General features: G+C 44.0%; 15 protein-coding genes and 4 pseudogenes. 13 read left to right on the top strand and 6 right to left on the bottom strand.

What is annotated here, in order from left to right; genetic code table 11:
• Positions 1 to 437 (top strand): annotated as a pseudogene (locus BV372_RS18005) (methyltransferase type 11); the annotation flags it as partial.
• Here the strand turns inward: BV372_RS18005 and BV372_RS18000 are convergent.
• Entirely contained in the window at positions 340 to 927 is a 588-nt protein-coding gene (locus BV372_RS18000) for a hypothetical protein (RefSeq protein ID WP_306298995.1), read from the bottom strand. The pseudogene BV372_RS18005 and the gene BV372_RS18000 sit on opposite strands and share 98 nt — an antisense overlap.
• A 349-nt stretch (positions 928 to 1,276) precedes the next feature.
• On the opposite strand from BV372_RS18000, the gene BV372_RS17995 reads away from it, so the two are divergent.
• Positions 1,277 to 1,486, top strand: a complete 210-nt coding sequence (locus BV372_RS17995) for a hypothetical protein (RefSeq protein WP_256973307.1) — start codon at positions 1,277 to 1,279, stop codon at positions 1,484 to 1,486.
• Between the two features lie 51 nt (positions 1,487 to 1,537).
• On the opposite strand, the gene BV372_RS17990 is transcribed toward BV372_RS17995, so the two are convergent.
• From BV372_RS17990 to BV372_RS37720, 3 genes are all read right to left on the bottom strand, one after another.
• Positions 1,538 to 2,581: a WG repeat-containing protein gene (locus BV372_RS17990; RefSeq protein WP_086687866.1), complete on the bottom strand. Its 1,044-nt coding sequence runs from the start codon at positions 2,579 to 2,581 to the stop codon at positions 1,538 to 1,540.
• Between the two features lie 97 nt (positions 2,582 to 2,678).
• Complete coding sequence (locus tag BV372_RS37725) at positions 2,679 to 3,011, bottom strand: TPMT family class I SAM-dependent methyltransferase (RefSeq protein ID WP_256973308.1); 333 nt, start codon at positions 3,009 to 3,011, stop codon at positions 2,679 to 2,681.
• Positions 3,012 to 3,140: 129 nt separating this feature from the next.
• A complete protein-coding gene (locus tag BV372_RS37720) occupies positions 3,141 to 3,305 on the bottom strand; it encodes a hypothetical protein (protein ID WP_256973305.1) in 165 nt (54 codons plus the stop codon).
• Positions 3,306 to 3,405: 100 nt separating this feature from the next.
• Here BV372_RS37720 and BV372_RS17980 point away from each other — a divergent pair, with 100 nt between their 5' ends.
• On the top strand, positions 3,406 to 3,696 hold the full coding sequence (locus tag BV372_RS17980) for a DUF1643 domain-containing protein (protein WP_086687865.1): 291 nt from the start codon (positions 3,406 to 3,408) through the stop codon (positions 3,694 to 3,696).
• Here BV372_RS17980 and BV372_RS17975 read toward each other — a convergent pair.
• Positions 3,688 to 4,431, bottom strand: a complete 744-nt coding sequence (locus BV372_RS17975) for an S-layer homology domain-containing protein (RefSeq protein ID WP_086687864.1) — start codon at positions 4,429 to 4,431, stop codon at positions 3,688 to 3,690. The two genes, BV372_RS17980 and BV372_RS17975, sit on opposite strands and share 9 nt — an antisense overlap.
• Before the next feature lie 138 nt (positions 4,432 to 4,569).
• Between BV372_RS17975 and BV372_RS36415 the strand changes: the two genes are divergently transcribed.
• The 9 genes and pseudogenes from BV372_RS36415 (at position 4,570) to BV372_RS37710 (ending at position 14,276) form a co-directional block, all read left to right on the top strand.
• A complete protein-coding gene (locus BV372_RS36415; protein ID WP_179198136.1) occupies positions 4,570 to 4,725 on the top strand; it encodes a hypothetical protein in 156 nt (51 codons plus the stop codon).
• Positions 4,726 to 4,823: 98 nt separating this feature from the next.
• Positions 4,824 to 4,991, top strand: a pseudogene (locus tag BV372_RS37715) (transposase); the annotation flags it as partial.
• 173 nt (positions 4,992 to 5,164) lie between these two features.
• Positions 5,165 to 7,480: a response regulator gene (locus tag BV372_RS17965; RefSeq protein ID WP_086687863.1), complete on the top strand. Its 2,316-nt coding sequence runs from the start codon at positions 5,165 to 5,167 to the stop codon at positions 7,478 to 7,480.
• A 56-nt stretch (positions 7,481 to 7,536) separates the two neighbouring features.
• Complete coding sequence (locus tag BV372_RS17960) at positions 7,537 to 11,313, top strand: PAS domain S-box protein (RefSeq protein WP_086687862.1); 3,777 nt, start codon at positions 7,537 to 7,539, stop codon at positions 11,311 to 11,313.
• Complete coding sequence (locus BV372_RS17955) at positions 11,285 to 11,665, top strand: response regulator (RefSeq protein ID WP_086687861.1); 381 nt, start codon at positions 11,285 to 11,287, stop codon at positions 11,663 to 11,665. The genes BV372_RS17960 and BV372_RS17955 overlap by 29 nt, the downstream gene beginning before the upstream one ends.
• 673 nt (positions 11,666 to 12,338) lie before the next feature.
• Entirely contained in the window at positions 12,339 to 12,710 is a 372-nt protein-coding gene (locus tag BV372_RS17950; RefSeq protein ID WP_086687869.1) for a response regulator, read from the top strand.
• A gap of 334 nt (positions 12,711 to 13,044) precedes the next feature.
• On the top strand, positions 13,045 to 13,524 hold the full coding sequence (locus BV372_RS17945) for a hypothetical protein (RefSeq protein ID WP_143845177.1): 480 nt from the start codon (positions 13,045 to 13,047) through the stop codon (positions 13,522 to 13,524).
• Positions 13,525 to 13,537: 13 nt separating this feature from the next.
• On the top strand, positions 13,538 to 13,798 hold the full coding sequence (locus BV372_RS17940; protein WP_086687859.1) for a Mo-dependent nitrogenase C-terminal domain-containing protein: 261 nt from the start codon (positions 13,538 to 13,540) through the stop codon (positions 13,796 to 13,798).
• 139 nt (positions 13,799 to 13,937) lie between these two features.
• A complete protein-coding gene (locus tag BV372_RS37710; protein WP_256973303.1) occupies positions 13,938 to 14,276 on the top strand; it encodes a hypothetical protein in 339 nt (112 codons plus the stop codon).
• 797 nt (positions 14,277 to 15,073) lie between these two features.
• On the opposite strand, the pseudogene BV372_RS17930 reads toward BV372_RS37710, so the two are convergent.
• Positions 15,074 to 15,235, bottom strand: a pseudogene (locus BV372_RS17930) (IS630 transposase-related protein); the annotation flags it as partial.
• Between the two features lie 351 nt (positions 15,236 to 15,586).
• Between BV372_RS17930 and BV372_RS17925 the strand changes: the two are divergent.
• A pseudogene (locus BV372_RS17925) lies at positions 15,587 to 15,979 on the top strand (transposase); the annotation flags it as partial.
• Positions 15,980 to 16,099: the final 120 nt, after the last annotated feature.

The following is a 16,099-nucleotide window of genomic DNA, read 5'->3' as shown; positions in this document are numbered from 1 at the left end:
CCAACATTCCTAAGGTTCTCGAAAATTGGTATCGTTTTCTCAAATCTGGCGGATTCATCGCATTTACCTGCTCGTCTGAAGATTCATATTCAGCATTGTCAATCATGGAAGCTTGTGCAAAACATGGAATCACCCTACCCAATCTGCATGAACCATTAGGAACGCCAGAGCGAATTCAACAACTATTAACTCAAGCCAATTTTACTCAAATCGAAATTCATCCTCGACAACTGGGAACTTATCTGAGCTTAGAAACAGCCCAAAGCAGATGGAATGGTCAATTCTGGCTACATATCGATAATCCGCTACGGGAATTAAAACCGGAAAAAATTCGCCAGATTAAAGCAAGTTATGACAATCAGATCGCTGCACTAGAAACCGAGCAGGGCGTATGGCATGAGGAATTAATTTACTACGTTGTTGCTCGTAAAGAGTAAGCAGTGAGCCAACGCTCTCAACTAGTTGCATATTTGAGAACTCGTTCCCATTCCCAACGCCAAGCAGCTCTACCGCTATTCCTTTGCCATTGGTAAATTTGATCAATTCTCTACCGTCAACATAGAATACATCAGCAACAAGTTGATTTCGTGTATCATACTCCCACATTGATGCTGCGGCATTCCACCATCTTTGCACTGGCGATTCCAACATTGGTAGTTCCAAATAATCATCACGCCATGCTTTTGGTTTCCACTGCTCAAGCAAGGCACGAATTAATATGGCGTTTGGGAAAATTTGCTTTTCATTTTGATGCAACCACAATACGTAATCAATTGTGCTTCTTAAAGCATCCTCTAGCCCGTAAATGCCAGCTTCCAGAGCGCTTTGGACTTCATCAGAAGAAAAGTTAACGCCGATGCTAACTAATGCTCGCTCGTATTTTTTGAATATCTCATACTCAATCAAGCCTTTTTCCCAGAACCACACTCAACTATCTCCAAACAGTTAATTTCAGGTGTTCTTCACTCCATCATACTTTCAAGTTCATCCGCGAATCATGAGGTCGAATGGTAAACAAACACTTTTGTGGGCTGATGTTTGACAAGTCGAAGTGAGGGCGAAAACCCTAGGGGATCTGTCAAAATCGCCAGAACCTTGACAAATGAATAATTACAGCGTTTCAAATATTCAGGAAGATGCAAATAATTTGCAATAAGGGCGGCTGAAAATGACCAAAATTTTCGATCCGTCAAACTGCTTACCAGGAAGCTTGCTCTGGTTAAGTTTCAGCACCGAGCTGTTTCCAAAACCTATTACCCCGCAAGGGGACTGAAACGTGGTCTTAGTGGCTGTGTTGGCTCTATTCCCAGAATTTACAGTTATATTGTCGGCACCAATGGTAGTTGCAGGCTTCAATTCCTTATTTGGTGTGAGTATTGCTGTACCGATTATTCAATCGTTGCTTCGCCATACCCAAGCTGGTGGTTTTGGCAATGAAGCTGCTGAAGCTTACAAGGGTTTGTTTGCTGATTCTGCACCTGCTTGACTTACAAAAATATTTTGTGAGGTAATAAAACAAAGAAGTTTTATGCTTTGATTAATTGCTGGGAGACCAAATAAACTCTCCGCTTTTATTAATATATCCAACCTTGCCATCAATATATACTAAAGCCAGTTCATTTGTAAAACTCAGAGCTAAGTCAAATTGTGGCTGAATTACTATCTTACCTTGAGTATCAATATAACCATACTTATTATCAAGTTTGACAGCAGCTAATCCTTCAGTAAATGAGGTTGCCCTATCAAATTTAGGAGCAATTAACATCTCACCATGAGGATTAATATAACCCCATTTTCTCCCGATTTTTACTACTGCTAAATTAAAATTAAATTCCCAAGCTTCATCAAATTTTGGTGAGATAGCAAGCTGTCCATATCTATTAATATAACCGTATTTATCGCCGATTTTAACTGCTGCTAAACCTTGAAAAAAAACTAAAGTTTCGTCAAACTCTGGTTGTATAACTATATGCCCTTGAGAATTTATATAGCCCCATTTATTATTAATTTTTACAGCTGCTAATCCTTCGTTAAAATGTAGAGCTTTTTCATACTGCGGCTGAATGACTAATTTACCGCTAAAGTCTATATAACCCCACTGCTCATCAATCTTAACTGCTGCTAACCCATTCTTAAAGGCTAAAGCTTCCTCAAATTGAGTTTGAATTCCTAATTTTCCATTGGTGTTAATGTAGCCATATTTGTCTTTAACTACAACTAAGGCTAGTCTATTAGAGAACGCAAAAGCTAAACGAAATTGTGGAGGTATAATCAGTTTTCCAGTTGGTTCGATATACCCATATTTATCATTAATTTTAATCTGCGCTCGCTCGTCGATAAAGCTCCAAGCTAAATCAAACTGCGGCTCGATAACTATCTTCCCAGTTTTGTCAATAAAACCATACTTGCCATTTTTGACAATACGAAATAGTGGACTTGTCACACCTTGAGATTCTGAAGGTTGATTGGGCAATTTATTTCGTCTAACGATAAGACTAGATGCTTGTACTTTTTGAATATCCAGGCAAACTATACCATTTATCATACTCAAACAAAGGAGAAACCAAGTATATTTCTGCATTTTTATCTGCTAGCCTTGAGTTAAACTATAACTGCCACTACAAGTTAATATTTACTTAATAAATCAACCATAAATATATTTTTTTTAAGAGATTAATCTATCTTGCTTCTATAGGAAACCTATGCTTTTCTAGGATGCAGAAGAGCGATTTGGGAAGTGGATCGAGTGTGCCATGCTCAACCGTCTGTTTAGCCGAAAACAAATTAAATCGCTCTTTGAATATCTGCTGAATCTCCTCTGGGGTAAAGCGGTAAGGGCCTTGTTCTCGTGTTTCCTCTTGAGAGAAGCATTTTAACAACAGGTAGCGCTTTGGCTTTAACAAGTTCGCAACTGTTTGCACATAAGTCCCATAGCTTTGGGGTGCCAGAACGTGGAAGCATCCTCTGTCGAGAATCAAGTCGAAGGATTGTTCCAGACGACTGTTAAGAATATCATCTTGCCGAAACGAAATTTCTCATCCTTTCTGGTTTGCTTTTGCTGCTGCCTGACGAATGGCAGCCTCTGACAAGTCTGTCGCCATCACTTGGAATCCTCGTTCGGCTAGCGCGATCGCTTGGGTTCACGGCCCTGTTCCCAAATCTAGCACTGAACTATTGCGCAGTTCAAGGTTGAGGATGGCTTCTTCAACATCTAGATCTAAGCTAGGATTCAACCAGGGCATTGTTTCAACGGCTTGTTCTTGATAGAGCGCTTCCCAATTGGGAAATTCTCGTTGAGTCATCATTAGTTACCTTTTCTATTTATACTAACTTTCTCGTTATGCTTAAACGCAGGAAATTATTTATTTTAGCTATTAAGCTAATGTTGATTTTTGAATAACTTATATGGAAATAACCGCTATTATTGATGGGTCTTATCGTTATTTATTAAGACGGGTGTGGGATGTTAATAATCCACAAATTACTTTTATAATGCTTAATCCGAAAGGCTACCCGATCGCATCCCTGTCCACCTTTCGAGATATTCCCTGGAATTCGCCTTTTTACTGGAAACTGGGGTTTCATGTTCTGGATGAATCTGAACTGACAGCAGGCTTTCAACAAATTCGACTGCAAAAGGCTGAAGCGGGCTTACCGATTGCTGATCGAGTTATCATGCAGTGTGAGTTAGGATGAAATAGCAGGAACACTCAAACACCGTACTTCTCGCACGATCGCTGCCGCTGCATAATTCCGTTGAGCCGCTGTATCTGGGGCAAACTGTGTTCCCATTTCATTCAGAAATGTTGCGACCTGTCCTGTATGGCAGTTTCCAGACATCTCCATAATCGTGTCTTTTGCCCAGTGATTTTGAATATCAGAAAAATTGAGCGGAACGGGCTGCGTGAATGTTCTTCGTCCATCCCAATTGCCTCGAAGCTTTACTAAATAGCGTTCGACAGTTTTTAGCATGACAATTAATTCAGCACGGGTCACGGTTTGAGTGGGCTGGAATGTACCATCAGGATAGCCACGAATAATACCCAAATCCTTTAAGTACTGAATTTGGGTAGCACTCCAACGGGTTTTGTCTACATCTGAAAAAGGGTTGGTCGTGGTCTGAGTGGGAATAGCGGGTAAAGTCGGATTAATGTTTTGGGATCTGTTTTCTAATGGCACTTGCACCATTGCACGAAGTACCATTGACACCAATTGCTCACGGGTTACAGGTGCTTGAGGACGAAACGTTTGATCTTCAAATCCTGCTACAATCCCTAATTCGACAGCTTGCTCAATTTCATTAACGTAAATATCCCCTGTTATATCCCGAAACTGGGTTGTAGGTGCCGACTGAGCTAAAGCAGAAGATTGCAAGGTAATTGCACCACTCAACAAAACTGAACTGAAGCCTGATATCAAACGGTAGAACATAGTTTGAAGGGATAATGGTTCTTGTTGTATGCGATCGCAATCTCAGCCTATGAATTCATTTTGTGAATGGTTCCACCAGCGATCGCACTTTCCGGTGATGCTTTATCATGACTCTGGTCAGATTCATTACATTGCACTGTGGAACCCCAGCAACTAAACCTGTTTGCAGACAATATAATTCAGCCTACCCGTAACAGCAGAGCAGACGCACTGGTGATGGATGCCGATGCTCTGGTGCAGTGGAAATCGCGTATATTTGAGTATCAGCAGCGGGTAAGAGAAAGTCACGATTGACAACTATTTGGGTCGATGGTGGCTTTGATGGAGAGCCATTCATGCAGTGGGTAATGAATTTTTGCCGTTAGATTGTGCATGTAGTTCTGCGACCGCAGCAAACCAAGGGCTTTTCCGTACTTAAAAAACGTTGGGTCGTTGAGCGAACTTTTGGTTGGTTGATGGGATGCCGACGATTGGTTAGAGACTATGAACTATTGCCCGAAACATCGCAGACGTTTATCTATCTTGCCATGATCCGGATCATGGTGAGACGATTAGCATAAAATTTGACTCTTCAAAACTTTTCAAACAGCCTCTAACACCCTTAAGTGTTTATATTTGCAAATCAAGGTCAAATTATTGCTTAAGCCAGGATAGGATTGGCGAAGGAGATTATCATAACAGTGCCTGTTAAGTTAATCTTCTAAATCTCGGTAATCGGCGGTAATAATTCACTATGCGGATCTTACTGGTCGAGGATGACGAGCTAATTGCTGAAGCTTTGGTAAAAGCTCTCACTGACCAGCACTATGCTATAGATGTTGCTACGGATGGTCAAGCAGGTTGGGAGCTAGCAGAGGCATTTGCTTACGATTTAATTCTGCTCGACGTGATGCTTCCTAAGCTAGACGGCATTAGCCTTTGTCGGCGGTGGCGATCGCACCCCAAGCGATCGCCAATTATTCTGTTGACTTCCCAAGACAGCAGTACTAAAAAAGTCATGGGGTTGGATGCTGGAGCAGATGACTATGTGGTCAAGCCGTTCGAGATGCAAGAGCTGCTAGCGCGAATCCGGGCTTTACTGCGACGGGGAAATTCGACTTCTTCTCCCCTACTGGAGTGGGGAAACCTGCGTCTTGACCCCAGTAATTTTGCAGTCACATATGACGAGCACCCGTTACATTTGACACCAAAAGAGTATAGTCTACTAGAACTTTTCCTCCGCAATCGCCAGCGCATATTTAGCCGTAGTGCAATATTAGATAGCATTTGGTCGTTTGAAGAACTGCCAGGAGAGGACACAATTAGATCCCATATGAAGGGGTTACGGCAAAAACTGAAGGCAGCAGGAGTCCCCGAAGATCCAATCGAGACAATATATGGCATTGGTTACCGCCTGAAACCATTAGAACAACAAAAGGCACGCAAGAGGCAAGTAGTGCCCAATCGCCTCTCGCCTGCTCAAAAACAGCAAACTTTGGTAGAGATTGCTAGAGTCTGGGAGCGAACCAAAGAAAAGTTGAGTCATCGCATAGCCACAATCGAACAAGCAACGACGGCACTACGACAAAATCAACTCAGCAATGAATTGCAATTTGCGGCAGAACGGGAAGCTCACAAGCTAGCAGGTTCGCTAGGGATGTATGGCTTTGTCCAAGGTTCACGGCTAGCTCAACAAATAGAACAATTCTTTCAATCAAAAGAGCTGGTAGATCGAAACCAAACGCTGCATTTATCTGAATTAATTGTGGCATTGCGTCAGGAGTTGCAACAAACAACCGCAGGACAGACACCTGAGGTGTCGTCACCAGACAAACGACCTTGGCTATTGATCGTCGAGCGGGATAAGTCCTTGGCTAAGGCGTTGGTCGTTGAGGCTGCTATTTGGGGAATGCGAACAAAAATAGTTACAACTCCTACTCTTGCCAGAGAGCGAATATCTAGAGATCGCCCCGATATAGTACTGCTGGATCTCTCTGCTAATACTCCAGAGGAAAATTTAACGCTGCTCTGTGAATTGAATGCCTGCACACCTCCAGTCCCAGTCCTGGTGCTTACAGATCGCGATCGCGCAATCGAACGAGTCAAAGTAGCGCGTTTAGGCGGACGAGGATTTTTACCTAAGCCCGTGACTCCAACTCAGGTGCTAGAAGCAGTTACGGCTTTGTTGCAGCGCGATCACCCTAGTGCGACGATCATGGTGGTGGACGATGATTCCCAAGTGCTGACTGCGCTCCACAGCTTACTAGAGCCTTGGGGGTTCAAGCTCTCTACTCTCGATAGCCCCTTGCAGTTTTGGGATAACCTGGAAGTTGTAGCACCAGATTTGCTAATTTTGGATGTAGAAATGCCCCAGATCAGTGGAATCGACTTGTGCCAGTCTGTCCGTGCTGACATGCGTTGGAGTGGTTTGCCGATCCTATTTCTCACCGCCTATACAGATGCAGATACAATGCAGCAGGTGTTTGCCGCAGGTGGCGATGATTACGTGAGTAAACCGATTGTGGGACCGGAACTGGTCACCCGCATCCTCAATCGCTTAGAGCGATCGCGTTTGCTGCGAAATTTGGTGGAAACTGATGCCTTAACTGGAGTTGCCAATTACCGCAAGTCAACTCAACAACTGACTCAGTTTCTTGAGCTATGCGATCGCCACCAACAGCCACTTTGCTTTGCTGTCTTAAACTTAGATCGCTTCAAACAGATCAACGAGTGCTACGGGCATACTAGTGGTGATGCAGTGCTGTCTCGGCTGGGAGGACTGCTGCGACGACACTTTCAAAGTGATGATGTTGTAGGTCGTTGGGGAGGAGCAGAGTTTATTCTGGGGATGTATGGTATGACGCACTCTGATGGAGTCAAGCGGCTAGCTGAAGTCCTAGAGGTTATACACCAGCAGAAGTTTACAGCTTTTGGCGGCACTCAGTTTCAAGTGACCTTGAGTGCTGGTGCGGCACAATATCCCCAAGACGGTATTAACCTAGCAGCGCTATATAAAGCGGCGTCGCGTCAGACTCAAGCTATAGGAGATCGCACGCGATCGGCACAATAGTAGTAAAAGCGCTGATGCGGCAAATCGCCAGGCTTAGAGAAGGGAGGTCTAAATTTATGCGAAGTAGCGAGCAAATCAAGGCAGAAATCGAGGAAAAATTCGGTTTTTTTCCACCCTTCTTCAGCCCAGCAGAACAAAACCCACAGGTATTGGAAAATCTATGGCAACAGACGCTTTCTGCCTATGTCAACAATCCGCTGTCGCCGCTATTTAAGGAAAAGCTGGCTGCGTACCTTTCGCGCTACTGTGCCATTCCCTACTGCATGATTTGTCATAGCTGTTCCCTACGTCCCTTGGGGGTGAGGGCACGGGAAGTGTTGAACCTGCTGGAAGCGCCTCCCCCAGACCAAAGGGATATAAATGCTCATTTGCAGGTACTCGCTGCTCATTCTGGGCAGTTGGCAGTTTTGTCAAATTGGAATTCAACTATTGAAGAAAGCCTGCTCATCTGTGCAGTTTTTATCTCCTTGGAAGGAGAGGTAGCTGATTACTATCGCACCCAGTTGCGCCACTTGCTGGGTACAGTCAATTACCAGCACTTAGTATCCTTCATTGCTTACGTAAAGACATGTCATGTTTGGATGGAAGCTCACCCCGAAGTGGCACATATAGCAGACAAGCGAGCTATTGAGCATTTTAGTTTTTTGCTGGGGGACGAGCCAGAATTGGCTGACTTTTTCCACCACTACTGGGAGAGAGTTAAGCGCGAACGCCAAAACTGGCTAGAACAGCGAGCAGCGATCGCGGAGCGCCAACAACATGAGGCAGCGCTACGCCAAAGCGAGGAGCGCCTAAGTTTAGCCTTGGAAGCTGCTCACATGGGTAGGTGGGACTGGGATATTCTGACCAACAAAGTGTTTCACTCTGTTGCTACGGAAGCACACTTCGGTTTTACCCCAGGCTCTTTTGGTGGCAGCTATGAAAGTTTCCTCGCCAGCGTTCATCCCGACGATCGCCAATGGCTTCATCAAGCAGTGACGCAAGCTGTGCAAGCAGGGGCGGACTACGAAATTGAATTCCGCGTTATCTGGCCCGACAGTTCTCTTCACTGGGTGGCGAGCAAGGGTCAAGTCTATTACGACAAAACTGGCAAAGCGGTGCGGATGACTGGGGTAACGATGGACATTACCGAGCGCAAGCAAGCAGAAGTGGCGTTACAAAAAAGCGAAGAGCGCTTCCGCTTTTTAGCCGAATCGATTCCCCAGCAAGTGTGGATTGCCCAGCCAAATGGCGAACTCAGCTATGTTAACCAGCGCGTCCTTGACTACTTCGCGTCTACCCGCGAGCAAATTCTCGGTTGGGGATGGCAGGAAAAGATCCATCCAGAGGATATACCGCAGTGTCTCGAGCGCTGGCAGGATTCCCTGGCAACGGGCGAGCCTTACGAAGTTGAATTTCGCTTGCAGCGAGCGGCTGATGGAACTTATCGTTGGCACTTAGGACGCGCTTTACCTCTGCGCGATCGCGAAGATGCGATCGCTAGTTGGTTCGGGACGAATACAGACATCGACGATTTTAAGCGTGTAGAGGAAGAACGGAAGCAACTGTTTGCCCACGAACAGGCAGCACGCGCCGAAGCAGAGGCAGCTCGCAACCAAGTCGCCAATATTCTCGAAAGTATCACAGATGCCTTTTTTGCTGTTGATAGCCAGTGGTGTTTTACCTACCTAAATCAGCAAGCAGAACAACACCTACAGCGATCGCGTGCTGAATTACTAGGTAAAAATTTGTGGAATGAGTTGCCAGAAGCAGTAGGTTCTAAATTTTACGAGGAATATCACAAAGCGGTATCGCAGCACATCAGTGTCGAATTTGAAGAATTTTATCAACCACTTAACACCTGGTTTGCAGTACATGCTTATCCTAATCAAAAGGGGCTATCAGTTTTTTTCCAAGACATTACTGAACGCAAGCGGGTGGGGGAAGCGCTACGGCAGAGCGAGGAGAAGTTCCGTAATCTCGTTGAACAAACCAGTGATTGGGTATGGGAAATCGATGCCAACGGTATTTTCACCTACGTCAGTCCAAAAGCATCGGAAATTCTCGGCTACGAAATCGCAGAGATTCTCGGTAAGAGTACTTTTGACTTAATGGCGGTGAATGAAGCCAAACGATTTGCCCAAGTGGTTAGTTACTTTATCTCTACACAACAGCCTTTCACCCGCCTGGAAAAAACGCTGACGCACATAGATGGTCATTTAGTTGTGCTGGAAACCAGTGGCTCTCCTGTATTCGATTGCCAAGGTGTTTTTCAAGGTTATCGCGGTATTGCTCGTGACATCACCGAGCGCCGAGAAATCGAACGATTGAAGGATGAATTCGTCTCCGTAGTTAGCCACGAGTTACGCACGCCCCTAACTTCGATTCGCGGTGCTTTAGGTCTACTAGCCAATGGCGTACTCAGCACCCAACCCCAAAAGGGTCAACGGATGTTGGACATTGCAGTGAATAATACAGATCGGTTAGTGCGCCTGATCAACGACATTCTTGATATCGAACGCATTGAGTCAGGCAAAGTCACTATGACAAGGCTTGCCTGCGATGCAGCCAACTTGATGATCCAATCAGTAGACACCATGCGGGATATGGCTGAAAAGGCAGGAATTACTTTATCAGTTTCTCCCGTAGCAACCCGATTATGGGCTGATCCAGACCGAATAATTCAGGTTTTAACGAATTTGCTCAGTAATGCGATTAAATTCTCCCCTGAAGGCTCTACCATTTGGCTGACTGCTGAACTTGTCAAGAGCGAGCAAGTGGAGCAAAATTCTTCCCGTCAGCTCTTGTTCCAGGTAAAAGATTCGGGTAGGGGTATCCCATCTGATAAACTGGAAACGATTTTTGGACGTTTCCAGCAGGTCGATGCTTCTGATTCGCGCAAAAAAGGCGGGACTGGGTTAGGGTTAGCTATTTGCCGTAGCATCGTACAGCATCACGGCGGGGAAATTTGGGCTGAAAGCAAGCTGGGGGAGGGTAGTACTTTTTACTTTACGCTGCCAGTACTGCCATCGGAATCAGCAGTGGCGATCGCCGATCCTAGCAATCCCTTGATACTAGTGTGCGATGACGATCCCTCAATTCGAGATGTGATGCAAGCTATGCTAGAAAAGCAGGGCTACCGAGCAATAACAGTAGCTTCGGGTCTGGCAGCGATCGAGCAGGCAGTGGCGCAACCGCCTGATGCAATTCTCCTGAACCTGATGATGCCTGGTATGCATGGCTGGGAAACTTTAGCAATTCTCAAACAGCAGCCGAACACTCAAAAAATTCCGATAATTATCCTGAGTGGTTTATTGCCGGATGCTAGAGAAGTGCCGCATCCAGGAATAACTGACTGGATTGTTAAGCCTCCAGAAGAGCAGCATCTATTCAAAGCTCTAAAGCGGGCTTTGAGTGGCTCGGATCGGCATATTAGAGTTTTAGTTGTAGAGGACGATTTAGATTTAGCACAAGTACTGATCTCCATGTTTGAGCGTTATGGCATCGAAACCTACCACGCTCAGACAGGACGGGAAGCCATCCAGATGAGCCAGCGCGTTATCCCCGATCTGCTGGTACTTGACCTAGTACTGCCGGAATGTAATGGTTTTACTGTAGTGGACTGGCTCCGACAACACAATCGTCTGTGTCAAGTGGCATTGGTTGTGCACACTGCCAAAGACCTAGACGACTCCGACCGAGAACGTTTGAAGCTAGGACAGACCTTGTTTCTGACTAAAGGGCGGATTACAACGGAGGAATTTGAACGCCGAGTGATTAAATTGCTCAACCGGATTATTTGCGGCAGGAAGGAAGACAGTAACCATGACAGCCAGACGAATTTTGATCGTTGATGATGAAGAAGATATCCGGGAAGTTGCCCAACTCTCTCTCGAAGCGCTAGGCGGTTGGGAAGTATTAACTGCTGCCTCAGGAAATGAAGCGTTAGCCACAGCCGCTTCCCAAGAGCTAGATGCCATTCTCCTAGACATCATGATGCCCGATTTAGACGGGATCGCTACTTTTCAAAAGCTACAGGCTAATCCGGTCACCCAGCATATTCCAGTGATTTTGCTCACAGCAAAAGTGCAGGCTGCCGATCGCCACCGATTTGCTGAATTAGGTTTAACAGCAATGATTGTCAAACCCTTCGATCCAATGACTTTAGCTGACCTAGTAGCAGATGCCTTGGGCTGGAGCGACTAAATTTCGCTCTCCACAATTTCTTCATTTTTTAGCTTTAATCTTAAAACTAAGCTAGCTCACCAAAGCATTTGGCTAAGGTTGAGTAGCTAGAAGCCGGATTTCTGACGTTCCTTGATAGAAATCTGCGAATAAAAATCAACGTAATCTGTCAAAGATTTACTGGCGCTAGGAGATGAGGCGGACTCAACTAGTGCCTGCTCATCCTGATTTGTCTTTGAGGAAACTCTAATGCACGCTAATTTCTGGTCGATTTTTACTGTTCTTGCTGTACTAGCTCAGAGTATAAGTTTTTCAGTTGTCATCTTTTTAGCTAGTAAGTCAGAGAGAAAGTGACAATACAACAGCTAATTCTGGCGCTGTTCTTTTTGCTAGCGATCGCCACACTCAAAGGAGTTGCAACATCATGATTACAGGGTTTCAGTGGATTCCCCTTATCTTTAGTGTTGTTATAGGAGTCTGCTTGATTAATCTAGCTTATTGGTGTGCTAGTTAATCAATTAGTAAGACTTGTCCAATTCAAGATTTCTATTGATTTAAATTTAAGAGTTCTGCATGTACAAACAAATGTATTGGTTGTCTACTAAGAGAACCGATGAAGCAAAGACAACGAAAGCTCGAGTTTTCTACCTAGCGTGCAGTTACAGCATTCCCAGTGCAGCAGGATACAGTAACTGTGTTAGCTAGACGCATTCTGATTATTGAAGATGAAGATGACATCCGGGAAGTTGCCCAACTCACTCTCGAAGCAGTAGGTGGATGGCAGGTATCAACTGCTGCCTCGGCAAGTGAGGGGTTAGCTAAGGCTGAAGTCGAACAGCCAGATGCGATTCTCCTAGATATTATGATGCCCAATATGGACGGACTCGCTACTTTTAAACACTTGCGGGCTAATCCGGCCACTTGGCATATTCCAGTGATTCTGCTAACAGCAAAGCCTACTAACCTGGATCAATTCGCCCAAATAGGTGTAACAGCAGCGATCGCCAAACCTTTCAATCCAATGAGCCTGGCTCGTCAGATAGCAACATCTCTGGGGTGGAGCTAAACCAAAATCGCTCTCAACTCCCGCTCCAACACTGGAAACAAAGTTTGCGATCGCTACCATATGCATTTTTTGAGAAAGTCCCCCTCATTCTTCACAATTTCTCCATTTTTAAGTCTTAACTTCAATATAGAGCCTATCGAGAGATGACTTGAACTGGAGTTGATTAGCTCAGTAGTAGTTATTGCTATATTTTTGAACCCAGCGAAAATTAGAGAATTTTCTCCAGAATAAAGTTTCCAGCTTTAATAGCAATCATTGTGATTATTTCTGCCTGGAGCAAGTATCAAGACAGAGCTGAAGAGGACATTTTTCATAGCTAAAGGAGTGCAAAATTGTGCAAGATATCAATAATGTAAAATTCTTCAATCTCCTTCTTGAGCTAATGGTTCACATCTTAAAGCTCCAGAACAAAGCAATCCTGAAATCTGTAGAGGAATTACTTACTGATCTGATTGGTTTTGAATATACCAGCGATATCTTGATGGCAGCAGTATTGCAATTATCCGAAACCGATGCCGATACTTGTCGTTGGGCTTTACGCAATCTTCATGACATACAACATTTAGATGTCATAGAAGAACTCACCGAATTTACAGTAAAAAAATTAATTGCTCGGGGCTTGATGTTTGGTCGAGATTTTAGCATTACTTCCAATAGCAGACTCATCCTCAATAGAAATGCTATGGATGCCTTAATGGCAGGTACTTCAACAGCAGACTCTCTTTTACTTGAAGAAATTTCGCAAGTTGTTGAATCAACTTTTTTTAAACAAAAGCAAAACTTAACTTTAACTACCCCTCAAATCGACAATTAAGGATGTTTGATAAGTGAAAAACTTAACTTTTATCAATCATAAATTTGATTTACTGCATTCAGTACGTCAATGGCTAGAATCTATAGAAATTGATAATCCTAAGCTGGCGCAATTTCTGTGCAAAATCATTCCTGCTCATTGTCCTTTTGAGCGGAAAATTAAATTTGTCAATCGCACTATCGTTTTCATCCCACCACTGTGCAAGCTCAATCCTTTCTACGAACAAATAGTTAGCCTTCGCTTTAAGTGCCTTTTATATCTAGCAGATGAGTGAAATGAAGTCATAACATTTTATTGCTAATAAGTCGATTTCGCTTGCCGCTCAATAACTTACAGCTAGCTTGTTTCTCAGTTTGCTATTGGTAGAGCGTACATTATTTTAACACTAGAAGGATTAGTAATCTTTTACTCTTATGGCAGATAGAAATAATAGTAATAGGCAGCAGACGATAGCCTACCATCAATCTCCGGTGATCGCCGCATCTCTCTACAGGAAAATCGTTAGCGATCGAGGTCTAAAAGAAGCATTGTGGTTGAAGACTACAAAAGTAGTAACACTACCCAGGTTTAACAAGGCTCAAAGGGTTTGCTTTGTTGGGGGCATAGGTACAATTAGAGATTATCTACCCGAGCCAGGCGCGTGGATTTATATTATTGAGATGGAAATGGGGAAAGAACCAGAGATGGGTAGAGTAGGTAGCGAGACAACAATCCTACTTTATGAAGCAGACATTCATCAGGTAATTAATTAATGCGTACCCTTAAAAGAGCAGAGAGGCAGGACTGTGCCAAAACGGGAAAATCCTACTTAAATTAAAGAAAGTAAGACACTGTAATTTTAAAGCATAGATTAAAATGAATGCCTAAAGAGAATAATCAGGTTTCAACTTATGGACTGAGGCGTAAGTAAGAAAGCATTAAGCGAACATCTGATGACGTAGCTAAAAAGCCTTATTTATTAGGGTTTCAGCAGCCACGACTTCGCAACACTTTTGGGAGGTCGCAGCTTGGTAAGAAAATGCGATCGCATTTTTAGGGGCGATCGCATTTATGATTCAAAAGGTGTACATCTTATGGCACTTTTAGGATGCCCAAGAATGAGCTTGAAATCACTGAGCAATAGGATTTATCCCCCAGGATGGAATGCCCTAAAATCAGTGTGCTGGGCCAAAAAGGGTGCATCTAGTGCATCAATTCAGTAATCGAGAGCAATCATCACTTGAGAGGGAGACTTAAGTGTGGGGAGTGTGGGAAGAATGAAATATTAAGCTTCCCCCTCTTCCCACACTCCCCCATCCCACCTAACGTTCGGATTTTGGCATTACTGAATCGGTGTTCTAGTGGTTGGGGGAGTACAAAGAATTGTACAAGCAATCAGACCCGACCCTAATCGCCGATATTCGCATCAATGAGGACAGATAGAGCAGTCTGAGCAAAAGTTGCTCCATCCGGGGATTGCTCAATCGTTGCCATTAACCCTGTTTTGTCACTCTGGGAAGAGAAAAATCAGAACCAAATAGGAACAAGTCCGGTGGCAGTGACGGAAAAGATGCGGCTTAATGTCGCCTGTTTCGGCTTTGCGCTGGAACCACAAGTTAATTGTATTGCGACTGATATTAAACAGTTGGCTCGCCTCACTTTTCTTGAGACTATCCAACTCAATCGCTTGCATTACTTTTTGCCGGAAGTCATTACTGTAAGGTTTAGCCATTGGAATCGGGTAGATCCGAAGGTAATCATTATACTCTACGTCCTAACTTTGCTGGCTATAGCTATATTAGCCGTTTCGGTAGAAGTAAATCTCAAGAGTGGTAGTTCACAATTTTTTCTAGTAGGCTGGCAATTTACAGTAAGTATCTATGAAATTGAATGAAGTTGTCCCTTGGGTAGAACTCTTAAAGAGTACAAGCTGATGTTTGCCTTATTACCAAGATTGATTTCTAGTTCATAAATACGTTCTAAAGTGCAATACCGTTGCCAAAATAAGAGCATGAAGAGTTAGGGCGTTTCGTAGTAGAGTTATTGTCTCTCACAACGACAACTCAGAAACTACTAGCCGCCCATGCCCGACATCTTATCACTATTGCAATGTCTTCTACCGCAGATAAACACTACAACGATGCGGCAGTTGAACCAAATCATCCTAGCAATGTTAGCGATGAGTGGTCGAGTCACGATGAGGGGAATTGCCCGTTGTACAGGGGAATAAGGTAGCTATCGGACAATGGGGCGATTTTTCTCTACAGTCATACCGTGGGCAACATTGTTTTGGCTGTTTTTTCGTCACCATTTGTGGCGAGAAAATGATGTGTACTTGCTTGCAGGAGATGAAGTTGTAGTCAGTAAATCGGGTAAGCAAACCTACGGGGTAGATAGATTTTTTTCTAGCCTGGCCAGTAAACCAATTAATGGTTTATCGTTCTTCGTATTGTCATTCTTCAACATTGACCGTCGAACAATTCTTTAGATTTTCAGTTAGGAACATGATTTGCAAAGGGCAAGTTAAAGGCGTTATGATACCGAAGAGGATGTTTGAGCGCAAGCACAATTCGTATCTCCAATTGTTGTTGGAGTG

Origin of the sequence: Nostoc sp. T09 (genome assembly GCF_002154695.1) — a bacterium.
Taxonomy (GTDB): Bacteria; Cyanobacteriota; Cyanobacteriia; order Cyanobacteriales; family Nostocaceae; genus Aulosira.
This window is presented reverse-complemented; position numbering and strand designations above follow the sequence as displayed.